The organism is Mycobacterium scrofulaceum, from assembly GCF_001667885.1.
GTDB classification, from domain to species: Bacteria; Actinomycetota; Actinomycetes; order Mycobacteriales; family Mycobacteriaceae; genus Mycobacterium; species Mycobacterium scrofulaceum_C.
Genome location: NZ_LZJW01000062.1, coordinates 55,953 through 79,691 on the forward strand (window position 1 = coordinate 55,953; position 23,739 = coordinate 79,691).

Annotated in this window: 20 protein-coding genes; 8 read left to right on the top strand and 12 right to left on the bottom strand. The window is 69.7% G+C overall.

Features of this window, described 5'->3' with window-relative positions:
- Positions 1 to 3: 3 nt before the first annotated feature.
- The 4 genes from A5681_RS09230 (at position 4) to A5681_RS09245 (ending at position 3,786) form a co-directional block, all read left to right on the top strand.
- Complete coding sequence (locus A5681_RS09230; RefSeq protein ID WP_067272606.1) at positions 4 to 1,101, top strand: sulfate/molybdate ABC transporter ATP-binding protein; 1,098 nt, start codon at positions 4 to 6, stop codon at positions 1,099 to 1,101.
- A gap of 108 nt (positions 1,102 to 1,209) precedes the next feature.
- Positions 1,210 to 2,274, top strand: coding sequence for an alanine and proline-rich secreted protein Apa (locus A5681_RS09235; protein WP_067272610.1), 1,065 nt, complete (start codon positions 1,210 to 1,212; stop codon positions 2,272 to 2,274).
- Between the two features lie 134 nt (positions 2,275 to 2,408).
- A complete protein-coding gene (locus tag A5681_RS09240; RefSeq protein ID WP_067272615.1) occupies positions 2,409 to 2,708 on the top strand; it encodes a GlsB/YeaQ/YmgE family stress response membrane protein in 300 nt (99 codons plus the stop codon).
- Positions 2,709 to 2,757: 49 nt separating this feature from the next.
- Positions 2,758 to 3,786 (top strand): zinc-binding alcohol dehydrogenase family protein, encoded by a 1,029-nt coding sequence (locus A5681_RS09245; RefSeq protein ID WP_067272619.1) that lies wholly within the window; start codon positions 2,758 to 2,760, stop codon positions 3,784 to 3,786.
- A 5-nt stretch (positions 3,787 to 3,791) separates the two neighbouring features.
- Here the strand turns inward: A5681_RS09245 and A5681_RS09250 are convergent, their stop codons facing one another.
- The 3 genes from A5681_RS09250 to A5681_RS09260 form a co-directional block, all read right to left on the bottom strand.
- Positions 3,792 to 4,553 (bottom strand): CPBP family intramembrane glutamic endopeptidase, encoded by a 762-nt coding sequence (locus A5681_RS09250; RefSeq protein ID WP_067272624.1) that lies wholly within the window; start codon positions 4,551 to 4,553, stop codon positions 3,792 to 3,794.
- Between the two features lie 142 nt (positions 4,554 to 4,695).
- Positions 4,696 to 7,098, bottom strand: coding sequence for a phosphoketolase (locus tag A5681_RS09255; RefSeq protein ID WP_067272629.1), 2,403 nt, complete (start codon positions 7,096 to 7,098; stop codon positions 4,696 to 4,698).
- Positions 7,099 to 7,214: 116 nt separating this feature from the next.
- Positions 7,215 to 8,063, bottom strand: coding sequence for an SDR family oxidoreductase (locus tag A5681_RS09260; RefSeq protein ID WP_067272632.1), 849 nt, complete (start codon positions 8,061 to 8,063; stop codon positions 7,215 to 7,217).
- 98 nt (positions 8,064 to 8,161) lie between these two features.
- Here A5681_RS09260 and A5681_RS09265 point away from each other — a divergent pair, with 98 nt between their 5' ends.
- Positions 8,162 to 8,671, top strand: a complete 510-nt coding sequence (locus A5681_RS09265) for a GNAT family N-acetyltransferase (RefSeq protein ID WP_067272635.1) — start codon at positions 8,162 to 8,164, stop codon at positions 8,669 to 8,671.
- Between the two features lie 4 nt (positions 8,672 to 8,675).
- Here A5681_RS09265 and A5681_RS09270 read toward each other — a convergent pair whose 3' ends face one another.
- The 3 genes from A5681_RS09270 to A5681_RS09280 form a co-directional block, all read right to left on the bottom strand.
- Complete coding sequence (locus A5681_RS09270; protein ID WP_067272640.1) at positions 8,676 to 9,173, bottom strand: DUF427 domain-containing protein; 498 nt, start codon at positions 9,171 to 9,173, stop codon at positions 8,676 to 8,678.
- Between the two features lie 56 nt (positions 9,174 to 9,229).
- Positions 9,230 to 10,822 (bottom strand): alkaline phosphatase family protein, encoded by a 1,593-nt coding sequence (locus A5681_RS09275; RefSeq protein ID WP_231996262.1) that lies wholly within the window; start codon positions 10,820 to 10,822, stop codon positions 9,230 to 9,232.
- A gap of 177 nt (positions 10,823 to 10,999) precedes the next feature.
- A complete protein-coding gene (locus A5681_RS09280; RefSeq protein WP_067272646.1) occupies positions 11,000 to 11,917 on the bottom strand; it encodes an undecaprenyl-diphosphate phosphatase in 918 nt (305 codons plus the stop codon).
- 161 nt (positions 11,918 to 12,078) lie between these two features.
- On the opposite strand from A5681_RS09280, the gene A5681_RS09285 reads away from it, so the two are divergent.
- The 3 genes from A5681_RS09285 (at position 12,079) to A5681_RS09295 (ending at position 18,237) form a co-directional block, all read left to right on the top strand.
- Positions 12,079 to 14,472, top strand: a complete 2,394-nt coding sequence (locus tag A5681_RS09285; RefSeq protein ID WP_419866303.1) for a CaiB/BaiF CoA transferase family protein — start codon at positions 12,079 to 12,081, stop codon at positions 14,470 to 14,472.
- Between the two features lie 57 nt (positions 14,473 to 14,529).
- Positions 14,530 to 16,014 carry an acetyl-CoA acetyltransferase gene (locus A5681_RS09290; RefSeq protein ID WP_067272657.1) on the top strand — a complete coding sequence of 495 codons (1,485 nt, stop codon included), beginning with the start codon at positions 14,530 to 14,532 and terminating at the stop codon, positions 16,012 to 16,014.
- Positions 16,015 to 16,125: 111 nt separating this feature from the next.
- Entirely contained in the window at positions 16,126 to 18,237 is a 2,112-nt protein-coding gene (locus tag A5681_RS09295) for an NAD-dependent epimerase/dehydratase family protein (RefSeq protein WP_067272660.1), read from the top strand.
- On the opposite strand, the gene A5681_RS09300 is transcribed toward A5681_RS09295, so the two are convergent.
- From A5681_RS09300 to lon, 6 genes are all read right to left on the bottom strand, one after another.
- Complete coding sequence (locus tag A5681_RS09300; protein ID WP_067272663.1) at positions 18,234 to 18,959, bottom strand: DUF72 domain-containing protein; 726 nt, start codon at positions 18,957 to 18,959, stop codon at positions 18,234 to 18,236. The genes A5681_RS09295 and A5681_RS09300 overlap by 4 nt on opposite strands.
- The gene (locus A5681_RS09305) at positions 18,956 to 19,591 is read right to left on the bottom strand and encodes an endonuclease (RefSeq protein WP_067272666.1); all 636 of its coding nucleotides are present in this window, start codon (positions 19,589 to 19,591) and stop codon (positions 18,956 to 18,958) included. The genes A5681_RS09300 and A5681_RS09305 overlap by 4 nt, the downstream gene beginning before the upstream one ends.
- Before the next feature lie 43 nt (positions 19,592 to 19,634).
- Positions 19,635 to 19,967 carry a TfoX/Sxy family protein gene (locus tag A5681_RS09310; protein ID WP_067272670.1) on the bottom strand — a complete coding sequence of 111 codons (333 nt, stop codon included), beginning with the start codon at positions 19,965 to 19,967 and terminating at the stop codon, positions 19,635 to 19,637.
- Between the two features lie 8 nt (positions 19,968 to 19,975).
- Positions 19,976 to 20,365 (bottom strand): nitroreductase family deazaflavin-dependent oxidoreductase, encoded by a 390-nt coding sequence (locus A5681_RS09315; RefSeq protein ID WP_156737914.1) that lies wholly within the window; start codon positions 20,363 to 20,365, stop codon positions 19,976 to 19,978.
- Positions 20,366 to 20,446: 81 nt separating this feature from the next.
- A complete protein-coding gene (locus tag A5681_RS27640; protein ID WP_067272673.1) occupies positions 20,447 to 20,932 on the bottom strand; it encodes a hypothetical protein in 486 nt (161 codons plus the stop codon).
- A gap of 298 nt (positions 20,933 to 21,230) precedes the next feature.
- Positions 21,231 to 23,561, bottom strand: coding sequence for an endopeptidase La (lon, locus tag A5681_RS09325; RefSeq protein ID WP_067272676.1), 2,331 nt, complete (start codon positions 23,559 to 23,561; stop codon positions 21,231 to 21,233).
- Positions 23,562 to 23,739: the final 178 nt, after the last annotated feature.

The following is a 23,739-nucleotide window of genomic DNA, read 5'->3' on the forward strand; positions in this document are numbered from 1 at the left end:
GCCATGAGCGAATTGCAGTTGCGTGCCGTCGTCGCCGACCGCCGCCTGGACGTGGAGTTCTCCGTGTCGGCGGGCGAGGTCCTCGCGGTCCTCGGGCCCAACGGCGCGGGCAAATCGACCGCGCTGCACGTCATCGCCGGGCTGATTCGCCCGGACCACGGGCTGGTGCGGTTGGGCGACCGGGTGCTGACCGACACCGCGGCCGGGGTGGATGTGGCGACCCATGACCGCCGCGTCGGCCTGCTGTTGCAGGACCCGTTGTTGTTCCCGCACATGAGCGTTGCCGCCAACGTGGCCTTCGGGCCGCACAGCCGGCGCGGGTGGTTGCGTCCACGCCGGGCCGCGGGGCGGGCGGCGGCGCTGCGCTGGTTGCGCGAGGTGGACGCCGAGCGGTTCGCCGACCGCAAGGCGCGGCAGCTGTCCGGCGGGCAAGCCCAGCGCGTGGCGGTCGCGCGGGCGCTGGCCGCCGAGCCCGACGTGTTGTTGCTCGACGAGCCGCTGAACGGCCTCGACGTCGGGGCGGCCGCGGGCATCCGCGCGGTGCTGCGGCGTGTGGTTACCCGCACCGGCTGCGCGGTGGTCCTGATAACGCACGACCTGCTCGACGTGTTCACGCTGGCCGACCGGGTGCTGGTGCTGGAGTCCGGCAAGATCACCGAGAGCGGCCCCGTCTCCGAGGTGCTCACCGCGCCGCGCAGTCACTTCGGGGCGCGGATCGCGGGCATCAACCTGGTCAACGGGACCGCCGCCGCCGATGCGGCACTGGATGCGCGCTCGGGGATCCGCTGGCACGCGGCCCCGGGAGGTGACGAGCTCGCCGCCGGGCAGAACGCGATCGCGGTGTTCCCGCCGACGGCGGTGGCGGTGTATCGGGAGCGGCCGCACGGCAGCCCCCGGAACACGGTCGCGGTGACGGTGGCGGAGCTGGACATCCGCGGGGCGGCGGTGTTGGTGCGCGGGGAGCAGCAACCAGACGGCGCGCCCGGCCTGGCCGCGGAGATCACGGTCGATGCCGCATCGGAGCTACGGCTGGCGCCCGGCGAAACGGTGTGGTTCTCGGTCAAAGCGCACGAGGTCGCGCTGTATCCGGCGGCGCACTGAGCGGTGAAATTGGGCGCCTGGTTGCACATCGGCAACATCGGCAAAACGACGATGCAATTGTCCGCAAGGCTCCTTGCGTCACAGCGGTAACACGGTAGGTTCGTCGCCATGGAGCAGGTGGATCCGAACTCGACACGTCGCCGAGGCCTCTGGGCGACGCTGGCGATAGCCACAGTGACCAGTGCCAGCGCCGTCACGATCGCATTGCCAGGAACCGCGCACGCCGACCCGGAGGTGCCGACCCCGGTCCCGCCGACGACCACGACGGCGCCGCCCCCGCCAGCCAACCCCGCGGCTCCCGCGACCACTCCGCCGCCGGCCGCGCCGGCGCCGGGCGCGCCTGCCGCACCGGTTGACCCGAACGCGCCACCACCGCCGCCGGTCGACCCGAACGCACCGCCGCCGCCCCCCGTCGACCCGAACGCCGGGCGGGTCGCCAACGCCGTGGGCGGTTTCAGCTACGTCCTTCCGCCCGGCTGGGTGGAATCGGACGCGTCCCACCTCGACTACGGCTCGGCGCTGCTGAGCAAGACGACGGGACCGCCGCCGATGCCCGACCAGCCGCCGCCGGTCGCCAACGACACCCGCATCGTGATGGGGCGGTTGGACCAGAAGCTTTACGCCAGCGCCGAAGCCAACAACGCCAAGGCCGCCGTGCGGCTCGGCTCGGACATGGGTGAGTTCTTCCTGCCGTACCCGGGCACCCGGATCAACCAGGAGGCGACACCGCTCACCGGGGCCAACGGCATCACGGGCAGCGCCTCTTACTACGAGGTCAAGTTCAGCGACTCGTCCAAGCCCAACGGCCAGATCTGGACGGGCGTGGTTGGCCTGCCCGCGGCGAACACGCCCACCGGCGCACCGCCGCAGCGCTGGTTCGTGGTCTGGCTCGGCACGGCCAACGACCCGGTGGACAAGGGCGCGGCCAAGGCGCTGGCCGAGTCGATCCAACCTTGGGCGGGCCCGCCGGCGCCCGCCGCCGGCGCCCCGCCGGCTCCGGGAACCCAACCCGCACCGGCAGCACCACCGCCCGCAGCAGGCCAACCTGCACCGGCGGCCCCGGCAGCACCGGCGGCGCCCGGAGCGCCCTCGCCGGCACCGGCGGCTCCCGCTCCGGCGGGGGAGGTCAGCCCCACCCCGGTGCCGGCACCACAGCGGACGCAATCGACCTGACCCCCCGGTCGGGGCGCCGCGATGGTGGGCGAACCGTCGCCGAACGCGGACCTTTTTCGTTACGCAAAGCGGGTATACCGAACTGACGGCCCAGCAATTCGCTGGGCTTTGCCAGCGAATGCAAGGAGACCCGCATGGACGTCATGGCAGCAACCGAATATCTGGCCCGCTCAACCACGTTCACGAGCGTGGGCATCATCGGATACATCATTATCGGTGGTCTGGCCGGCGCGCTCGCCAGCAAGATCATCCGCGGCAGTGGCGCCGGCATCCTGATGGACATCGTCATCGGCATCATCGGCGCGTTGATCGGCGGCTTCATTCTGAGCTTCTTCGTCAACACCGCCGGCGGCGGCCTGATCTTCACCTTCTTCACCGCACTGCTCGGATCGCTGATCCTGCTCTGGATCGTCGGGATGCTGCGCCGGACGTAGACCAAAGTCAACGCGTTGCGGCCGTGGCGGTTGGCGGCATGATTGACCAATGATTGCGCCGCTCTCCACCACGGCCATGCGCGCATGGCGGGTGCGTCAACCCGGCCCGATGGCCACCGCACCCCTCGAGCAAGTGACCTCCGAGGTGCCACGGCCCGGGCCGTCGGAATTGCTGGTCGCCGTGCGGGCCTGCGGTGTGTGCCGCACCGACCTGCACGTCACCGAGGGCGACCTGCCCGTGCACCGCGAACACGTCACGCCCGGCCACGAGGTGGTCGGGGAGGTCGTGGAAATGGGCTCGCAGGCGGGCGACGCGTTTCGGGTGGGAGACCGGGTCGGCATCGCCTGGCTACGCCACACCTGCGGGGTGTGCAAGTACTGCCGCCGCGGTGACGAGAACCTGTGCCCCCAGTCCCGCTACACCGGCTGGGACGCCGACGGCGGGTACGCCGAATTCGCCACGGTTCCCGCCGCTTTCGCGCATCCGCTGCCCGCCGGCTACAGCGACAGCGAGCTCGCGCCGCTGCTGTGCGCCGGCATCATCGGCTACCGCTCGCTGCTGCGCGCCGACCTGCCGCCGGGCGGACGGCTCGGGCTGTACGGGTTTGGCGGCAGCGCCCACATCACCGCGCAGGTCGCGTTGGCGCAGGGCGCCGAGGTGCACGTGATGACCCGCGGAGCCGAGGCACGTGAGCTCGCCATGCAGCTCGGCGCGGCGTCGGCGCAGGGCGCGGCCGACCCGCCGCCGGTGCCGCTGGATGCGGCGATCCTGTTCGCCCCAGTCGGGGATCTGGTGTTGCCCGCCCTGGAGGCCTTGGACCGCGGCGGCACGTTGGCGATCGCCGGCATCCACCTGTCCGACATCCCGGTCCTCAATTACCAGCGCCACCTGTTCCAGGAGCGTCAGGTCCGCTCGGTCACGTCCAACACCCGGGCCGACGCGCGGGCGTTCCTCGACTTCGCGGACGAGCATCACATCGAGGTGACCACGCCGGAATACCCGCTGGACCAAGCGGATCGGGCGCTGGCGGATCTGAGCGCCGGCCACATCGCCGGCGCGGCGGTGCTGCTGGTGTGAGCGCCTCAGCTGGTCAGGTGCCACACCAGCGCGGCGGCCAGCGCACCGAGCCCGTTCAGCGACCAGTGCAACGCGATCGGCGCGATCAGGCTGCCGCTGCGCCGGCGTAGCCAGCTGAAGACGAAGCCGGCAGCCCCGGTGGCCAGCACCGCCCCGGCGACGCCCGCCAGCATCCCCGCGATGCCGCCGCCGAACAAGCGGGTGAAGCCGACGTTACTGCTGGTCAGACCGAGCGACGTCGCGACGTGCCACAGGCCGAACAGCAGCGACCCCGCCAGCGCGACCCCGCGGAAACCCCAGGCCCGGTGCAGCGCGCCGTGCAGCACGCCCCGAAACGCCAGCTCCTCCGGGATCACGGTTTGCAGCGGGATGATCACCATCGAGGCGATCAGCGCGCCGGACACCGTGGCGTAGCGGTGGTTGAGGAACATCGGCCGGGTTATCGGAAGCAGCACCCCGACAGCGATCACGGAGGCCACGACCAGGACCGCGACCACGGCGTAGCCCAACCCCGACTTCCAGTGTTCGCGCCCCAGACCCAGGTCAGCCCAGTCCAAACCGTTGGCGCGCATCAGGAACACCAGCCCGACGGCTGCGGCGGGAACGACGCAGATGCCGGCCCAGGGGGTGGTGAAGTGCGCGACCAGGTTGGTCAGTACCAGCACCAGCACGACGACGGCGATGTCGATGTGGAGCCGAAACCGGTTCAGCGCCGACAGCTGCGCGAGCACCGGGTGGGTGTCAGCGATAGCGGGCGCCTCGAGCATTCGGCCAGTTTACCGGTGAGCCGACGGCCATGACGGTTCGTCCAGATTGCCGCCAGGGCTGTAGTCGGCGCCCGAAACGCGACCCTGACGGCAACCTCGACGTCAGCGGCCGTCCCAGGTCAGATCCGTCGTCTCGCTCCCATCACTCACTACGTTCGTTCTGCTCGCTCGACTCCCAGGTCCAATTGGCGATCCGCGGGTCGTCCTCGCCGTGCTCGCGCGTGTAGATGCGGGCCGCGAGCCGCGCGTCGACCATGCGCTGGCGCAACACGGCGGCCTTGCTGGCCAGGCCGTCGACCCGGTCGATGACGTCCATCACCAAATGGAAGCGGTCCAGATCGTTGAGCATCACCATGTCGAACGGCGTCGTCGTGGTCCCGCGCTCCTTGAATCCGCGCACGTGGATGCGCGGGTGATTGATCCGGCGGTAGGTCAGCCGGTGGATGAGCCACGGGTAGCCGTGGTAGGCGAAGATCACCGGCTTGTCGCGGGTGAACAGCGCGTCGAACTCCCGATCCGGCAGGCCGTGTGGGTGCTCGGAATCCGGCTGCAGGCGCATCAGGTCGACGACGTTGACCACCCGGACCGCCAGCTCCGGCACCTCGCGGCGCAGGATGTCGGCGGCGGCCAGGGTTTCCAGCGTCGGGACGTCGCCGGCGCAGGCCAGCACCGCGTCCGGTTCGGCGCCTAAAGACTTAGCCGTGCTCGCCCACGGCCAGATGCCCACGCCGCGCGCGCAGTGCGCGATGGCCTGGTCCATGTCGAGGTAAGCCAACGCGGGCTGCTTGCCCGCGACGATGACGTTGATGTAGTCGCGACTGCGCAGGCAGTGGTCAGCCACCGACAGCAGCGTGTTGCCGTCCGGCGGCAGGTACACCCGGGTCAATTCCGCCCGCTTGTTGGCCACCAGGTCGATGAACCCGGGGTCCTGGTGCGACGCGCCGTTGTGGTCCTGGCGCCACACGTGCGAGGACAGCAGGTAGTTCAGCGACGCGATCGGCCGCCGCCAGGGCAGCTCCAGGCTGGTGGCAAGCCATTTCGCGTGCTGGTTGAGCATCGAGTCGACGATGTGGACGAACGCCTCGTAGCAGTTGAACAGCCCGTGCCGGCCGGTGAGCAGATAGCCCTCCAGCCAGCCCTGGCACAGGTGCTCGGAAAGCACCTCCATGACGCGGCCGTCGGGCGCGAGGTGCTCGTCGTCGGGACCGATCTCCGAGAGCCACACCTTGTCGGTCGACCCGTAGACCGCGTCCAGCCGGTTGGATGCGGTCTCATCGGGCCCCATCAGGCGGAACCGGTCGGAGTTACGGGCGATCACGTCCCGCAGGAAGGTGCCGAGCACCCGGGTCGCCTCGTGCGTCGAGGCCGCGGGCCGCGGCACGTCGACCGCGTAGTCGCGGAAGTCCGGGAGGTCGAGGTCGTGCAGCAACAGGCCACCGTTGGCGTGCGGGTTGGCGCTCATCCGGCGGTCACCGCTGGGGGCCAGCGCCCGCAGCTCGGCGCGCAGCCGGCCGTCGCCGTCGAACAGTTCCTCGGGCCGATAGCTGCGCAGCCACTCCTCGAGCTGGGCGCGGTGCTGCGGGTTGTCGTGCGTCTCGGCCAGCGGGACCTGATGCGACCGCCAGGTGCCCTCCACCTTCTTGCCGTCCACCACCTTCGGGCCGGTCCAGCCCTTGGGCGTGCGCAGCACGATCATCGGCCACACCGGCCGCTCGGTCCGGTCACCGTTGCGGGCCTCCCGCTGGATAGCCGCGATGTCGTCGAACGCGTCGTCGAGCGCGGCGGCCAGTTGCTGGTGCACGTTCGCCGGGTCGTCACCGGCGACCGTGATCGGCCGGTAGCCGTAACCCCGCAGCAGGGCCTCGAGTTCGGCGTGCGGGATGCGCGCCAGCACGGTCGGGTTGGCGATCTTGTAGCCGTTGAGCGCGAGGATGGGCAGCACCGCGCCGTCGGTGGCCGGGTTAAGGAACTTGTTGGAGTGCCAGCTGGCCGCCAGCGGGCCGGTCTCGGCTTCGCCGTCGCCGACCACGCAGGCCACGACCAGATCCGGGTTGTCGAAGGCCGCGCCGTAGGCGTGCACCAGCGCGTAGCCGAGTTCACCGCCCTCGTGGATCGAGCCGGGCGTCTGGGCGGCGACGTGGCTGGGGATGCCGCCGGGAAAAGAGAACTGCCGGAACAGCTTTCGCAGCCCTTCCGCGTCCTGCTCGATCCCGGTGTACACCTCGCTGTAGGTGCCCTCGAGATAGGCGTTGGCGACCAGCGCCGGGCCGCCGTGGCCGGGCCCGGTGACGTAGATGACGCTGGCGTCGCGCTCGCGGATGATCCGGTTGAGGTGCGTGTAGATGAGGTTCAGCCCCGGGGTGGTGCCCCAGTGTCCCAGCAGCCGCGGTTTGACGTGCTCGGGCGACAGCGGTTCGTTCAGCAGAGGGTTGTCCAGCAGGTAGATCTGCCCAACGGAAACGTAATTGGCGGCGCGCCAATACGCGTTGATCAGGTCGAGTTCGTCGTCGGCAAGGGGAGCGGTTGTCTGGGTTTCTAGGCTCACTCCGCCGATTGTCCGCGCTCGCGGTGAACGACGCCCGACGCGGTGCCGCCGATGGCCGACTACTCCTGATGGCGGCGACCCGCTTCGCCCGGCTCCGCCGCGCTCGCGATCGCCGACTACTCCTCGCCGCGGGCCCGCGACTCGTAGGCCCTGCGCTGCTCGGCGTCGACGTGGTCGGTGAAGACGTGCTCGCCGCCGAGCGCGCGGTTGAGCCCCTCGGACAGCGCGCGCGGCAGGAACTTCTGCGACGCGATGATCGCGCCGGCCGTCTTCGTAACCCGCACTCGCGGCCGGGGATGCGCCACCAGCGTGACGATCGCCTCCGCGATGTCGGCCGGCTCGGCGTTCTTGATGCCCTTGGCCCCGGACGTGCCGGCGATCAGCTCGGTGTTCACGAACGTCGGCATGACGACCGAGAACTTCACCCCCGACCGGCGGTATTCGATCCGCGCGGCGTCGGTGAACCCGATCACCGCGTGCTTGCTGGCGCAGTAGGTCGCCGCCCCGGCGATGTACGTCTCGCCGGCGAGCGAAGCGATGTTGATGACGTGTCCGGATCCGCGGGGCACCATGCGCTGGGCCGCCAGCTTGCTGCCCAAGATCACGCCGTAGACGTTGATGTCCAGGACGCGCCGGGTGACGGCGTCCGACTCGTCGACGATCCGTCCGAGCGGCATGATCCCGGCGTTGTTGACCAGCACGTCGATCGGGCCCAGCTGGCGCTCGACCTCGTCCAGGAAGTCCGAGAACGAATGCGGGTCGGCGACGTCGAGTTTGCCGTACACGTCCAGGCCCAGGGCGGCGCCGGACTCCTTCACCCGGACCTCGTCGATGTCGCCGATCGCCACCTTGGCGCCCAGATTGTGCAAGGCGGTCGCGGTGGCCAGCCCGATTCCCCGGGCGCCGCCGGTGATCACGATGACCTTGCCGCGGACCTTCAGCCCGACGGATGCCGTGTCTGCCATTTTCCCTACCCTCCGGATTCTTGACGGGTGTCAACTGGGCAACCTGGTAAGCACAGCACTCGGCGTCAGGCTGCGCAACAACCGTGGATACTGCAACGATGACCGAGGTGCGGACGGCCGTCCCGGCTGACGCTCACGAGGTGGCCCGCCTGCACGTGCGGGCGTGGCGGTCGGCGTACCGCGGCCTGATCGCCCCGGACTACCTGGACAGTCTGACCCCGGAGGCGGTGGCCGATCGGTACACCTTCGGCCGCGTGGGATTGCGGATGCCGTCCACCTTGGTCGCCGTCGACGGCCCCGCGATTCGCGGCTTCGCCACCGCGGGCCTGTGCCGTGACGGTGAGCTACCGAACGTCGGTGAGCTGATGGCTCTTTACGTCGATCCGGCACACGTGGGCGCGGGCGTGGGCGCCCTGCTGCTGACGGCGGCCCGTGCCCGGCTGCGGGCGGTCGGGGTGACCGAGGCCGCGTTGTGGGTGTTGGACGCGAACACCCGCGCCCGGCGGTTCTACGAACGCGACGGTTGGCGGCCCGACGGAGCCTGCCGCACAAGCCTTTTCGGTGATCAAACGTCGCGATTGGTGCGTTATCGGCTGGAGCCGGTGTAGCGCGTCACCAGCCCGTCGAGCCGGGAACGCCTTTGAACGGGCCACTCACCCAGCTGGTGATCCAGCCGCCGTAGAAACCGCCGGGTTGGGGCTCGACGACCTCTCCGTTGACCGTGCAGCGATCGACGTTGGCGGCCATCACCGCGACCGCCCCGGCGATAGCTTCGAATCCCGGCGTCGGATTCAGATAGGTCCAGGCGGATTTCGGAGCAACGACGTCACCGGCGAGCAGGTCGTAATAGGTGGCCCGGCCTTTCCATTCACACCACGAACTGCCGGACGTCTGGCGCAGCGCCCCTTCGGCGAAAGCCTCGCGCGGCAGGTAGTAGGTCGGCGGGTGACTCGTCTCGAGCACCCGCCAGGCCTGGCGGGTGGAGGCGACGACGTCACCGCCCAGCTCCACGGTGATTCGACCGGTGAACGGCTCGACTCGGGGTGGGCGTGGGTAGTCCCACACCGACTCCCGGTGGGGTCCGGCACTTCCGGATGTGGAGCGGCTCATGGGCGTTGCCTCGAATCGTCGATTCCTGCGTATCTCCCGACGAGGCTACGACCCATTTAAGGCCAGTATTCGTTCATCGGCTGGGCGAATTTGTCGTTGTTGGTGAGCCGGGGGAGCTGGAGGGAATCCTCGATGGTGCGCAGCAGGCTGTAGTGGTTGTTGTGGCTGGTGGACACCAGATGACTTTGGCGCATACCCGAATTCGGCGACGGGATGACGATCATCGGGATGTGGTTGCCTTCGTTGCCGTTGGTCAACGACAGGTTGTTGTAATCCTCGTCCCACGTGATGAAGATGGCGCTGCGTTGCGTCTGGAAGGCGGGCGAATTGACGATCGTTGGCAGCACCTGCTGCAGGAACTGGTCGCCCGCCTTGATGTTGTATTGATGCGACGTGAGCTGGCTGCCGACGAAGCGGAGGTTGATCGGTCCTTCCATGTTGTTGTTCTCGTCCGCGGCGAACCACACGAAGTTCGGGGTGGTGTTGGCCGCGGTGAGGTCGGCGGCCAGCCGCGTCAGGGGCAGCACATGCGCCTGGCAGCGGGGGGTGTTGGACACGATGTCGTGGAACGCCAGGAACGGGAGTTCCCCCGGGGTGTAGGGACCGCTCGACGTGGTGGCGCACGGGGTGGGCATGGACTGCTCGTAGCTGGCCCAGGTCTTGTTGTTCGCCTCGAGCGAGTCGGCCAGGTTGGGCGCGTCGAAGCAGTTCAGTTCGCAGTTGTAGTTGGCGCCGAAGTCGGACCCGCCGAGGATCGGGTAGTAGTTGGGCAGGCTGGGGTGCGTCAGGGCGAAGTAGTTCGACCCGTAGCCGTAGGAGTTGATGAGGCTGTTGATGTACGGCGCATTGGGGCTGCCCACAACGTCTTTCACGCCGTGGTTCTCCATGTAGACCAGGAACACGTGGTCCAGCGGCTTGACCGTCGAGGTGGGCGGCGTGGGCAGCGACGGGGCGGGCAACGGGGCGCCGATGGTGAACGACAGGTTGTCGGCATACGAGTGGTTGTAGGCGCCGCCCGCCCAGTGGGTGTCCTTGAACAGGACGGTCACCCGTGCGCTGCGGGTGCCGGCCGGGACAGTCCCGGTGGTGCTGCGCTCGAACAGCTCATTCTGGAAGCCGCGCTGCAAGACGGAGACCGGTCCGATTGTGCTTGTGCCCAGCGGCAATTGGCTGCCCGCCAGAAAATCGACGGTGGCCGACGCCTCGGACAGCTCCAGCCTGTTGCCGCCGAGCCAGCCACTGAATGTGAAGGGCACAGTCCCGGTGTCGATGGCGGCCGCGGCGCCGTTCAGGTCGACGACCTGGGTGATGGTGGACGTCGCCACGTTCCCGCCGCCGAAGTACTGGACCCCGCCGTCGGGCGGCCCGTGCTGGGCGGACGGAAATGCCAGGAACTTGGGCATCGTCGGCCCCGGCGACCCGAGCGGCGAGGGCAGCCGGACCAGGGTGTTGTACTTGATCACGGTGGGCGTGCCGGTCACGGTCCAGCCGGGTATCGTCACCCCGCTGTATCCCGACAATGACGGGTCTCCGAGCTCGGCGCCCGGGTTGACCAACAGGTTCGGACTCATCGGGACGAGGGCGGCGACCTTGGGCGCGGTCAGTGTCGAAAGCGCCAGGAGGGCGGCCCCGGCGGCGGCGCCCGCCACACGACAAAGGCGACAGAACATTCAGGCTTCACCTCTGTGGTTGAGACGCCGCGCATTTGCTCCGTCGATGGTGAGGTACGCCACGCCGCGCGCCTACGTTCATGCGCGAATCGATACCCAGCGGTTGCCGTTTGGTGACCGAGTCGGTGAAGCCTTGTCACCGAATTCGGGTAGGCGTCAGCGGACGGAGAGCCATACCAGGCTGGCGCCCCCGGCGAGCGCGCAGTAGACGGCGAACGGCGTCAGGGTGCGGGTCTGGAAGTAGCGCGTCAGGAACCGCACGGCGAGGTAGGCGCACACGAAAGAGGCGATGCTGCCGGCGAGCACCTGGCCGCCGATCCCGGCCGCGCGGGGCCCGAACAGTTCCGGGATTTTGTAGACGCCGGCGGCCAGGATGATCGGCGTCGCCAACAAGAAGGAGAACCGCGCGGCGTCCTCGTGCGACAAGCCGCGCCACAGGCCGGCCACCATGGTGATGCCCGAGCGGCTGATACCGGGCAGCAGGGCCAGGATCTGCGCGGCACCGATCAGAACACCGCGGCGCAGCGGGAGTTGAGCCAGGCGGTTGTCGACGGCCTCGCCGGTGTGCGCGGGTTCTTCCCCGGCCGTTTCGTCGTGGTCCGGCGCGGGGGAGACTCGCCGGCGCAGCACCTCGCCCGCGTAGAGGGCGACGCCGTTGAGCAGCAGGAAGATCGCGGCCGGGATGGGCTTGCCGAGCGTGGTGCGGAATGTCCGCTCCAGCGCCAGCCCCGCCAGCCCCACCGGGATGGTGGCGCCCACGATCAGCCAGGCGAGCCGCTCGTCGGCGGTCTGAATGCGTCGATGCCGCAGGGACGACACGAATCCGGCCACGATGCGCAGCCAGTCCCGCCAGAAGAAGACCAGCAACGCGGCCGCGGTAGCCACGTGCAGGCCGACGATGAACGCGAGGTAGGGCGATTCGGGGGCGGAGACGCTCAGGTCCTGGGCCCATCGACCGCCGACCACCGCGGGCACCAACACGGCGTGCCCGAGGCTGGAGACCGGGAACAGCTCGGTGACGCCCTGGAACGCCCCGACCACCACGGCCTCGATGTAGGTCAGGTGCGCGCTCATAGTGGATGCCTCCGTCGGATCGTTTTGCCCATGGCCTCGCCGATCGGCCTGTGACGATAGCCGACGGCGGGTGCGCCCACCCAATCAGCTTGCCCAGTTGGCTTTTTGGTGGGACAACACTGAGCCGGGCCGGATGCGGCACGTGCGGGTACGGTGTGCTGATGTCCGAGGGGTTGCTCGACGCCGTGCGCGTCCTCGACTTGTCGAGCGGCAACGGCGACGCGGTGACGCGCCTGTTCGCCGACCTGGGCGCCGATGTGCTCAAGGTCGAACCCCCGACCGGGAGCCCGGCGCGTGATGCGCCGCCGACGCTGGCGGGGGCGAGCATTCCCTTCGCCGTGCACAACGCCAACAAGCGCAGCGTGGTGCTGGACCCGTTCGACGAGGACGATTGCGGTGTCTTCCTCGACCTCGTCGCGCAGGCCGACATCGTCGTGGACGACGGCTTCTACGGGGAGGCCCCGACGTTCGGGACGTCGGTGGAGGAACTGGCCGCGCAGCACCCGCATCTGGTGGTGTTGTCGATCACCGACTTCGGGGCGACGGGCCCCCGGTCGTTGTGGCGGGCCACGGATCCGGTGTTGTACGCGATGTCCGGCTCGCTGTCGCGATCCGGTCCGACCACCGGCACCCCGGTGTTGCCGCCGGACGGAATCGCGTCGTCCACCGCCGCCGTCCAGGCGGCCTGGGCCACGCTCGTCGCCTACTACAACCGATTACGTTGCGGCACGGGTGAATTCATCGACTTCTCCCGGTTCGACGCGGTCGTCATGTCGCTCGACCCGGCGTTCGGCGCGCACGGGCAGGTCGCGGCCGGCATCCGCCGCACCGGGCAGTGGCGGGGACGCCCGAAGAACCAGGACGCCTACCCCATCTATCCCTGCCAGGACGGCTACGTCCGGCTGTGCGTGATGGCACCTCGCCAGTGGCGGGGCCTGCGGCGCTGGCTGGGGGAGCCGGCCGACTTCCAAGACCCGAAGTACGACGTGATCGGCGCGCGCTTCGCCGCGTGGCCGCAGATCAGCGAGTTGGTCCAGGCGCTGTTCGCCGGGCAGACGATGAAGGATCTGGTGACCGCGGGGCAGGCCCACGGCGTGCCGATCGCGGCCGTCCTGACCCCGTCGTGGGTGATGGATTCCAAGCACTTTCAGGCGGTGGGCGCGGTCACCGAGGCCGAACTGGTCCCGGGGGTGCGCACCCGCGTGCCCACCGGTTACTTCGTTGTGGACGGCCACCACGCTGGCTTCTGCGGCCCGGCCCCGGCGGCGGGGCAGGACGGGCCGGGCTGGCGCGGAAATCCGGCCGTGGTCCAGTCGCCGTCGGGCCGCGTCGGCGACTATCCGTTCGCCGGACTGCGCATCCTGGATCTGGGCATCATCGTGGCAGGCGGCGAGCTGAGCCGCCTGTTCGGCGACCTGGGCGCCGAAGTCATCAAGATAGAAAGCGCCGAGTACCCGGACGGGCTGCGGCAGGCCCGTACCGGCGACGCGATGAGCGAGTCGTTCGCCTGGACGCATCGCAACCACCTGGCGATGGGCCTGGATTTGCGCAGCGCCCCCGGCAAGGAGATCTTCACTCGGCTCGTCGCGGAGTCCGACGCCGTCTTCGCCAACTTCAAACCGGGAACGCTGACCGCGCTTGGCTTTTCCTACGACAAGCTGCGCGCCGTCAACCCGCGCATCGTGCTCGCCGAGAGCAGCGCATACGGCGATCAGGGCCCGTGGAGCACGCGCATGGGCTACGGCCCCCTGGTCCGCGCGGCCACCGGCGTGACCCGACTGTGGACGGCCGACGCCCCGGAGGGACACGATGGCGCCGCAAGGCACCATTTCTACGACGCCACCACGATCTTCCCGGACCATGTGGTCGGACGGATCACCGCGATCGCCGCGCTGGCCGCGCTGATCCGCCGGCACCGCTCGGGCGGCGGGTCGCACGTGCACATCTCGCAGGCCGAAGCCGTCGTCAATCAACTCGACACGCTGTACGTCACGCAGGCCGCGCTGGCCGCGGGCGTGCCGCGGATTTCCGATGACACCAGCCTGCACGCCGTCTTTCCGTGCGCCGGTGACGACGAATGGTGCGTCATCTCGATCGGCTCCGACGAGGAATGGCGTTGCGCCGCAGGGGTTTTCCATCACCCGGAATGGGCCGACGACCCGCGCTTCGCCACCGGCGAGGCGCGGCTGGCGAACCGGGTCGAGCTGGTCGAATTGGTGTCGGCCTGGACCAGGACGCGCACCCCGATGCGGGCCGCCCAACTGCTGCAGTCCTCGGGGGTCGCGGCCGGGCCGATGAACCGGCCGCCCGACGTCCTGGAGGACCCGCAGCTGGTCGAGCGGAAACTGTATGCCGAGATGCTGCATCCCCTGGTCGAACGTCCGCTGCCCGCAGAGACCGGTCCGGCGCCGTTCAAGCACATCCCGCCGGCACCGCAGCGACCGGCGCCCGTGCCGGGACAGGACACCGTCGACGTGTGCCGAAGGGTGCTCGGCATGAGCCCCCAGGAGATCGACCGGCTCACCGCCGAGGGAGTGCTGTTCGGGCCGCCCTGACGTGGCGAAACCTGACCGCGCGGCCATCCGGATCGATAGCCCCGCTAAATTCGACCCATGACCGTGGACCCCAGGACACCGGTGCTGATCGGCTACGGCCAGGTCAACCACCGCGACGAGATCGACCCGGCCAAGCGGTCCGTGGAACCGATGGACCTGATGGCGGCCGCGGCCCGGCAGGCGGCCGATTCGCGCGTGATCGAGGCCGTGGATTCCATCCGCGTGGTGAACATCCTGTCCGCGCAGTACCGCGACCCCGGGCTGCTGCTCGGGCAGCGGATCGGCGCGAGCGACTTCACCACCCTGTACAGCCCCGTCGGCGGCAACGTGCCGCAGTCGCTGGTCAACCAGGCGTGCCTGGACATTCAGCGGGGCCGGGCCCAGGTGGTGTTGCTCGCCGGCGCCGAGACGTGGCGCACCCGGCGGGGGCTGCGGGCCAAGGGCGGCAAGCTCGAATGGACCGTTCAGGACGACTCGGTGCCGATGGCCGAGGTCAGCGGCGACGACGTCCCGATGGCCGGCGACGCCGAGATCAGGATCCGGCTGGACCGGCCGGCCTACGTCTACCCGCTGTTCGAGCAGGCGCTGCGGATCGCCAACGGCGAGCCCGTCGAGCACCACCGCAGGCGCATCGGCGAACTCTGGACGCGCTTCAACGCCGTCGCGGTCGACAATCCGCACGCCTGGATCCGCAAACCGGTGACCGCCGAGGAGATCTGCAAGCCCGGCCCGCAGAACAGGATGATCAGCTGGCCCTACACCAAGCTGATGAACTCCAACAACATGGTCGACCAGGGCGCCGCGCTCGTCTTGACCTCGGTGGAGCAGGCCAGGCGACTGCAGGTCCCGGTGGACCGCTGGATTTACCCCCAGGCGGGCACCGACGCGCACGACACCTCGGCCATCGCCGAGCGCGACGAGCTGCATCGCTCTCCGGCCATCCGGATCGCCGGTGGCCGGGCGCTGGAGCTGGCGGGGCTGGGCGTCGACGAGGTGGACTACGTCGACCTGTACTCCTGCTTTCCCTCCGCCGTCCAGGTCGCGGCGGCCGAACTCGGGCTGCCGGTCGACGACCCCACCCGCCCGCTGACCGTCACCGGGGGGCTGACGTTCGCGGGCGGCCCGTGGAGCAACTACGTGATGCACTCGATCGCCACCATGGCGGAGTTGCTGGCGGCCAACCCCGGGCGTCGCGGGCTGATCACCGCCAACGGCGGCTACCTGACCAAGCACAGCTTCGGCGTGTACGGGACGGAGCCGCCCGCGGAATTTCGTTGGGAAGATGCGCAACCGGCGGTCGACCGCGAGCCCACCTGCGAGGGCTTGGTGGAATGGGAAGGTGTCGGCACGGTGGAGGCATGGACGACGCCGTTCGACCGCGAGGGGCGACCGGAGAAGGCCTTCCTGGCCGTGCGCACGCCCGACGGCTCGCGGACCCTGGCGGTGATCACCGACGGCGCCGCGGCGCAGGCCACCGTGTCCGAAGACATCGGCGGCGCCAAGGTTGCCGTCTCCGCCGACGGCAACGCCGCCCTGCAATAACCGCCCGGGAGCGGTCGCCGCCTGGACACATTTGGCGTTTGCCAGTAACGGTCGCGTAGGTGATGCCGTCTGCCTATTGTTTTAGTTTGAGGTCGGGGGAGGTGAGTCCAGGTGCAGATCCTGGTTACCGACGCCACCGGCGCACTCGGGCGGCTGGTCGCACGGCAGCTCATCGCTGCCGGGCACACGGTCAGTGGCATTGCTGAGCGCCCGCATCCCTGCCTGGACCGCAACGTCGAATTCGTTTGCGCGCCACTGAGCGACCCCGTCCTGCGGGAGCTCGCCGACGAGGCCGACGCTGTGGTCCATTTGGCCCCGGTCGACACCACCGCGCCCGGCAGCGCCGAGATCGAGGGCCTCGCGCACGTGACCGACGTGGCCGCCCGCGCGGGAGCCAGGCTGCTGTTCGTGTCCCAAGCCGCCGGCCCGGCCGAGCTGTACCGGCCGGCCGAGGACTTGGTGGCCACCAGCTGGGGCCCCAGCCTGGTGGTCCGCATCGCGCCGCCGGTCGGCCGCCAGCTCGACTGGATGGTGTGCCGCACCGTGGCCACGCTGCTGCGCACCAAGGTTTCGGCTCAACCGATGCGAGTGCTGCACGTCGAGGACCTGGTGCGCTTCCTGGTGGCATCGCTGAACACCGACCGCACCGGCGTGGTGGACCTCGCCTCGCCGGACACCGTCAACGTGGTCACCGCCTGGCGGATGCTGCGGTCCGCGGACCCGCGGTCCCGGCTGAACCGGGTGCGCAGCTGGCCGCAGCTCATCCCGGACATGGACATCGCCGGGGTGCAAGAGGATTGGTCGTTCGAGTTCGGCTGGCAGGCGCTCGAAGCGGTCGCCGACACCGCCCGCGGCCTGGTGGGTCGCCAGATCGCCGCCGCGGGCGCGACCGGGCACGGTCGCCAGCTGGCGCTCCCGGTCGAAGTGGTCCCGCGCCCCGGACCCTCCGGCGAGGAGCGCAGCGCGGCGCCGGAGGGCGTCGAGGGCGAATTCGACGATTGGATCGACCCCCGCTTTCCGATTTTCAGTGCGGGCAATCTCGCCGAGGCGCTGCCGGGGCCGCTCACCCCCATCACGCTGGACGTCCAGCTGAGCGGACTGCGCGCGGCGAATCGGGCGCTGAGCCATGTGCTGGCGCTCGGCGGTGTGGTCGGTCAGGAGTGGGGCAACCGCGCCATCGCCGTGTTCGGCCACCGGCCCTACGTCGGGGTGTCGGTCAACATGGTCGCCGCCGCGCAGCTGCCCGGCTGGGATCAGGACGCCGTCGCCCGCGACGCGCTGGTGGGCCGGCCGCACGTGGGTGACCCCCTGCCTTTCGGTGAGCCCGCATTGGCGGGCGGGGCGCTCGGGTCCATCGCCAAAGCCGTCGCCGCGGGCCGGTCGCTGGCGTTGCTGCGCCACCTCAAGCCCGACACCCGCGCCTACAGCGCGGCCGCCGAAACCGAGCACCTCGACGCGGCACAGCTGACGTCGCTGCCCGACGCCGGCCTCGAGGTCCGGATCGGCCTGCTGCGGGACCGCATCCATCAGGGCTGGATCCTGACCGCGTTGTGGCTGATCGACAGCGGTGTCACCGCGGCCGCGCTGGAGCGCAGCAAGGCGGCACGGGGCGTGCCCGGGGTGGGCATGATCATGGACAGCAGCATCGTGGCGGCCGAGACCGCCCAGCTGGCCGCGGTGCTGCGCGCCGACCCGCCGCTGTGTGCGCTGGCCCAGGAGGGCAACCTGGCCAGCATCCGCGCGTTGTCTCCGACGACCGCGGCGGCCGTGGACGCGGCCGTCACCCGCATCGCCCATCGTGGGCCCGGCGAGGCCGAGCTGGCCGGCCAGACGTACGCCGACGACCCGACGATGCTGCTGCGGGCGGCCGGGGAAGTCGCCGTTGCCGCGGCCGCGTCGATCGAGCCGCCGCCGACGACGCTGGCCCAGCGGCTCACCACCAACGCCCGCGACTCGCGCGAGCTCGCCCACGACGCCACCCTGCGCTTCACCCATGAACTGCGAATGACGTTGCGGGAGTTGGGTTCTCGCCGAGTCACGGCGGATCTGTTCGATATCGCCGAGGACGTGTACTACCTGACCTGTGACGAGCTGGTCACCATGCCCGGTGACGCCCGGTTGCGGATCAAACGCCGTCGTGCCGAGCGCGACCGGTTGCAGGCCCAGCGCCCGCCCGAGGTCATCGACGGGGCGTGGACCCCCGTCGACCAGCTCGCCGACTAACCCAGCAGTTCGCGCAGGTACAGCGCGTTGCGTACCGCGTGGCCGCCCAGGTCGTTGTTGAAATACATCCACACGTCCTTCCCGTCACCGCTCCACGCGGCGATTCGCTCGGCCCACGCCTGAAGCTGGTCGTTCGAGTAGGAGCCGGCGTAGATCGCGTCCTGATCCGGACCGTGCATGCGGATGTACACCAGATCGGTCGTCGCGCGCGGCACGCACGCCAGCCCGGCACCGCTCATCACCACGTAGGCGGCGTGGCGTCGTTCCAGCAACTCGTAGACGCCCTCGTCGTTCCAGGACGGATGGCGCAACTCGACGGCCACCCGGATCGACTCCGGCACGGCGCCCAGGAAGGCGTCCAGCCGCGCGTCGTCACGCTGCTGCTCGGGGTGCAGCTGGACCAGCAGCACCCCGCGGCGATCACCCAGCAATTCCCAGCAGCGTTCGAAGCGCTCGACCCACTGCCCGACGGACGCCAGGCGCCGGTAGTGCGTCAGGCCCCGATGCGCCTTGACGGACATTTTGAAGCCGTCCGGCAGCTTGTCGCGCCATCCCGCGAAGGTCGTGTCCTTCGGCCAGCGATAGAAACTCGCGTTCAGCTCGACGGTGTCGAACACCTCGACGTAGCGCGCCAGCCGGCGCGCGGCGGGCAGGCCCGGCGGGTACAGGACATCCGCCCAATGGTTGTAGGACCACCCTGAGGTACCGATCCGGACGGTCAACCGGTCACCTGCCGGCGCACGTCGTCGTCCAGCGACACCCTGATGAGCGCGGCGGCCAGGGGCGCATTGGCCTGCGGCGCAAGGGCTCCCAGCTTCGCCGGTTGCGCGGGCAGACCAAGTTGCTTGGCCGTGGCGGTGGCGCGTTCGTCGAAGTACGGCCGCAGCCAGGTCCAGACGTCCTGCACCTCACGCAGGAAGATGTCGGCGCCCGTATCCCCAATTCCTTTGAACTGCTTGAGCAATCGCTTCGCCGCAGCGACGTCGTGGTGGCTGCGGTCGGCCAGTTCGCGCAGATCGCCGGAATATTCGTCGCGCACGCGCCCGGCCATCTCGGTGAGCCTGGTGGCCGAACTTTCGTCGTAGCGCACATAGTGGGCGCGGCCGAAAGCATCGATCATGGTCTGCCGGTCGGCGTCCAGCACCGCCTTCGGCGTGCGCAGACCCGCCTTGAACAGCTCGCGTCCGGCCCTCATCGCGATGGCGGCATCGATCGGCTTGCTCGCCAGCATGCACACGACAAGCAGCTGAAACAGCGGCATCGGCTTGTCACCGAGCTTGATTCGCGCCTCGGCGGCGTAGGTGGTGCCCGCAACGTCGAGCAGTCGTCGCACCAGTCGCTCGCGGGTTGGCATACCCGGTCACGTACCCGCGCCGGGTGTCAGCAAACCGCGCCGGTCACTTGGCCGGCAGGCTGCGCGCGTAGGCGACGCCGCGCGTCACCCAGCCCTGAAGCTGGCGTTTGGTGCGCACACCGGCGGCATCCACCCGCACCCAGCCGCGGACGTCGCGGCCCCCCATCACCATGGGGCTCACGTGGTCTCGCTGCAGCACCTTGTCGAGTTCGTCTTTGGGCACCCGGACCAGCAGACCGCCCTGGCCGCTGACCGCGACGGACATGTTGCCGTTGACCAGGAACGCGAGCCCACCGAACATGCGTTTTTCCTCGATGCCCCGTTCGGAGGCCACCAACTCGCGGATTTCGTTGGCCAGGTTCTCGTCGTAGGCCATGCGGCGCGTCAGTCCAGGTCCACCCGAAGGCTCAGCAAATCGCTGCCCATCAGGCGCACCACGGCGCTGTTGAGCCGCGGCAGGTCGCCCAGCCGGCGCAGCGGGTCGTCGTCGGGCAGCAGATGCGCGGTGCCGCTGCGCCATTGGCCGCCGATGCGCACCCGGACGGCGGGGTTGGCCTTGATATTTCGGACGTAGTCGGAGTGTTCGCCGTGTTCGGAGACCATCCAGAACTGGTTGTCGACCAGGCGTCCGCCCACGGCGGTGCGCCGCGGCTTGCCGCTTTTGCGGCCGGTGGTTTCCAGGATGATGCCCGGCATCTGCCGGCCCACGGGATTGACGAGGAGGCGTTGGACGCGGTGGACCACTTGGCGTTTGAGACTCACGGCTTCATTCAACGCCAGCCCGCCGGCCGTGTCCCGTGAAATGAAACAGCCGCCCCCTTGCGGGGGCGGCTGCCACATCGTTAGCTGCCGGGTTTAACGCGGAGCGCCGACGTTTCCGCCGACACTGCCGCCGGCGTTCGCCCCGCCGACGGGCGTGTACGCCTGGAACCCGCTAGACGTCTGGACGCCCCACTGGCCGAGGTCCGGGTTGAACACGACCGGAAGCTGGGTTCCGTCCGGGTCACCCACTGGCGGAACCCAGGTGGCCGGCAGGCCGTAGTGACCCGGGTCGTTGTAGTGCCCCGGCGGCGGGAAGCCGTCGTGTCCCGGGGGAAGCGGGCTGCCCGGTGCGTTGCAGTTGACGCCCGGCGCACCCGGGTTACAGATGGGCTGCCCGGGTACATGCTGGCCCGGCAGGTCATCCCGGTCGCTTCCCGGCACGTTCGGACCCGGAATGTTCGGGTTCGGCACGTTCGGGCCGTTCGGGTCGGCCTGCGCGATTCCAGCGCCGATCCCGAAGGCCGCGGACGTGATGGTTCCGGCCATGACAGCGCCGGCTGCGATCCTGTTCAGATTCATAGTGAACCCCCTTGTCGTGCGATTTGGCCGCCTTAGTGCAGCTCAAGCGGTTGACTTGGTGATTCGCTCACCCCACCGCCCTTACTTTCGGGCAGTCGAACCTCCAAACCCCCAGATACCCGGCGGGTGGACGCGGAAAACCTGCCTCGGGCCGCGAATGCCAGTGAACGGCGGGGCAGAGCGGGCGGTTCGGCATTTGCCCGCATGCCGGCCGGACGTCTGCCACCGGCATTCACGGGCTTTGACGCGGTTGGCCGGGATGCGCGCGAGTTTGCTGCGCATCCCGGCCAAGCACAAATCAGGCGGCGACCGTAGCGGTCTGCACCACCGGCTCCAAAGCCTGAGCCACGATCTCGGCGACGTCGGTCATCGGCCGCACGTCCAGCGCGTCGAGCACCTCGGCGGGCACGTCATCCAGATCGGGCTCGTTGCGCGAAGGGATGAAGACCGTCGACAGGCCGGCCCGCTGGGCCGCCAGCAATTTCTGCTTCACGCCGCCGATCGGCAACACCCGCCCGTTCAGCGTGACCTCCCCGGTCATCCCCACATCGGAGCGCACCTGCCGTCCGGTGGCCATCGACACCAGGGCGGTCACCATGGTGACACCGGCCGAGGGGCCGTCCTTCGGGACGGCGCCGGCGGGCACGTGCACGTGGATGCGCCGGTCGAGGGCCTTCGGGTCGACGCCCAGCTCGGCGGCGTGGGAGCGCACGTAGGAGAGCGCGATCTGCGCCGACTCCTTCATCACGTCACCCAGTTGACCGGTGAGCTGCAAGCCCGCCTCGCCGTCGGTGGCGCCGGCCTCGATGTAGAGCACGTCGCCGCCCAGGCCGGTGACGGCCAGGCCGGTGGCCACGCCCGGCACCGCCGTGCGTTCGGCCGATTCCGGGGTGAACCGCGGACGACCCAGGTAGTCGGCCAGATCCGGCTCGTCGACGGTCACGGGGCCGGCCTCCTGGGCCAGCTTCGTGGTCACCTTGCGCAGCGCCTTGGCCAGCAGCCGCTCGAACTGCCGCACACCCGGCTCGCGGGTGTAGTCGGCGGCGATCTTGCGCAGCGCGGCGTCGGTCAGCGTGACCTCGTCCGCGGTCAGCGCCGCCCGCTCCCGCTGCCGGGGCAGCAGGTAGTCCCGGGCGATGGCGACCTTGTCGTCCTCGGTGTAGCCGTCGATCTGCACCAGCTCCATGCGGTCGAGCAGCGCCGACGGGATGTTCTCGATCACGTTGGCGGTGGCCAGGAACACCACGTCGGACAGGTCAAGGTCCAGGTCCAGGTAGTGGTCGCGGAACGTGTGGTTCTGCGCCGGGTCGAGCACCTCCAGCAGCGCTGCACTCGGGTCGCCGCGATAGTCGGATCCGACCTTGTCGATTTCGTCCAGCAGCACAACGGGATTCATCGATCCGGCCTCGCCGATGGCGCGCACGATCCGGCCGGGCAACGCGCCCACGTAGGTGCGCCGGTGTCCGCGGATCTCGGCCTCGTCGCGCACACCGCCCAGGGCGACACGCACGAACTTGCGGCCCAGCGCCCGGGCGACGCTCTCACCCAGCGACGTCTTGCCGACACCGGGCGGACCGGCCAGCACCATCACCGCACCCGAACCGCGGCCGCCGACAACCTGCAGCCCCCGCTGGGCGCGGCGGGCCCGCACGGCCAGGTATTCGACGATGCGGTCCTTGACGTCGTCCAGCCCGTGGTGGTCGGCGTCCAGGACGCCGCGGGCGGCCTTCAGGTCGGTCGAGTCCTCGGTCCTGACGTTCCACGGCAGGTCGAGCACGGTGTCCAGCCAGGTGCGGATCCAGCCGCTCTCCGGGCTCTGGTCGCTGGACCGCTCCAGCTTGCCGACCTCGCGCAGCGCGGCCTCGCGCACCTTCTCGGGCAGTTCGGCAGCCTCGACGCGGGCCCGGTAGTCGGCTACCCCTCCAGGTCCGTCCGCTCCCTCCTCGCCGAGTTCCTTGCGGATGGCGGCCAGCTGTTGGCGCAGCAGGAACTCCTTCTGCGTCTTCTCCATGCCCTCGCGCACGTCCTCGGCGATCTTGTCGTTGACTTCGACCTCGGCGAGGTGGGAGCTGGTCCAGTCGATCAGCACGCGCAACCGTTCGGCGACGTCAACGGTCTCGACCAGTTGCCGCTTCTGCTCGTTGGACAGGTACGACGCGTACCCCGAGGTGTCCGCCAGGGCCGACGGGTCGGTCAGCCTGTTGACGTAGTCGACGATTTCCCAGGCTTCGCGCCGCTGCAGCATGGCCAGCAGCAGCTTCTTGTACTCGGCGGTCAGCGCCTTGACCTCTTCGGTCGCTTCGACGTCGGCGACCTCGGTCACCTCGACCCACAACGCCGCGCCCGGCCCGGAGGCTCCGGTGCCGATCTGCGCCCGGCGTTCGCCGCGCACGACGGCCGCGGTGCCGCCGCCCGCGATGCGTCCGACCTGCAGAATCTTCGCGATCACACCGTGCGACGGGTAGCGGTCGTCGAGCCGGGGCGCGATCAGCAGCTGCCCCGATTCGCTCGCCTGAGCGGCGTCGATCGCCGCCCGCGCGGCGTCGTCGAGCGCGATCGGCACGACCATTCCGGGCAACACGATGGTGTCGGTGACAAACAGCACCGGCACCGATTTGGCTTCAGCCATCAATCCCTCCAAAAACTGAGTCTGATGCGCTCAACCCAGCCCGGCTCCCGTTTGTTCCCGGGCGGATCCATTACGAGCATTGCGCTGCACTATGCGGGTCGGAATTTCGGCATGCCAGCGTTGCCGACCACCCGATCGCGGCGCTGATCCGTTCCGCGGGCGCGGCCGCGTCGACGCA

Bases quoted from the DNA above. Each gene is read 5' to 3' on its own strand.
- A5681_RS09230 (WP_067272606.1), top strand. From the start codon at position 4: ATGAGCGAATTGCAGTTGCGTGCCGTCGTCGCCGACCGCCGCCTGGAC.
- A5681_RS09235 (WP_067272610.1), top strand. From the start codon at position 1,210: ATGGAGCAGGTGGATCCGAACTCGACACGTCGCCGAGGCCTCTGGGCG.
- A5681_RS09240 (WP_067272615.1), top strand. From the start codon at position 2,409: ATGGACGTCATGGCAGCAACCGAATATCTGGCCCGCTCAACCACGTTC.
- A5681_RS09245 (WP_067272619.1), top strand. From the start codon at position 2,758: ATGATTGCGCCGCTCTCCACCACGGCCATGCGCGCATGGCGGGTGCGT.
- A5681_RS09250 (WP_067272624.1), bottom strand. From the start codon at position 4,553: ATGCTCGAGGCGCCCGCTATCGCTGACACCCACCCGGTGCTCGCGCAG.
- A5681_RS09260 (WP_067272632.1), bottom strand. From the start codon at position 8,063: ATGGCAGACACGGCATCCGTCGGGCTGAAGGTCCGCGGCAAGGTCATC.
- A5681_RS09265 (WP_067272635.1), top strand. From the start codon at position 8,162: ATGACCGAGGTGCGGACGGCCGTCCCGGCTGACGCTCACGAGGTGGCC.
- A5681_RS09270 (WP_067272640.1), bottom strand. From the start codon at position 9,173: ATGAGCCGCTCCACATCCGGAAGTGCCGGACCCCACCGGGAGTCGGTG.
- A5681_RS09280 (WP_067272646.1), bottom strand. From the start codon at position 11,917: ATGAGCGCGCACCTGACCTACATCGAGGCCGTGGTGGTCGGGGCGTTC.
- A5681_RS09285 (WP_419866303.1), top strand. From the start codon at position 12,079: ATGTCCGAGGGGTTGCTCGACGCCGTGCGCGTCCTCGACTTGTCGAGC.
- A5681_RS09290 (WP_067272657.1), top strand. From the start codon at position 14,530: ATGACCGTGGACCCCAGGACACCGGTGCTGATCGGCTACGGCCAGGTC.
- A5681_RS09305 (WP_067272666.1), bottom strand. From the start codon at position 19,591: ATGCCAACCCGCGAGCGACTGGTGCGACGACTGCTCGACGTTGCGGGC.
- A5681_RS09310 (WP_067272670.1), bottom strand. From the start codon at position 19,967: ATGGCCTACGACGAGAACCTGGCCAACGAAATCCGCGAGTTGGTGGCC.
- A5681_RS27640 (WP_067272673.1), bottom strand. From the start codon at position 20,932: ATGAATCTGAACAGGATCGCAGCCGGCGCTGTCATGGCCGGAACCATC.
- lon (WP_067272676.1), bottom strand. From the start codon at position 23,561: ATGGCTGAAGCCAAATCGGTGCCGGTGCTGTTTGTCACCGACACCATC.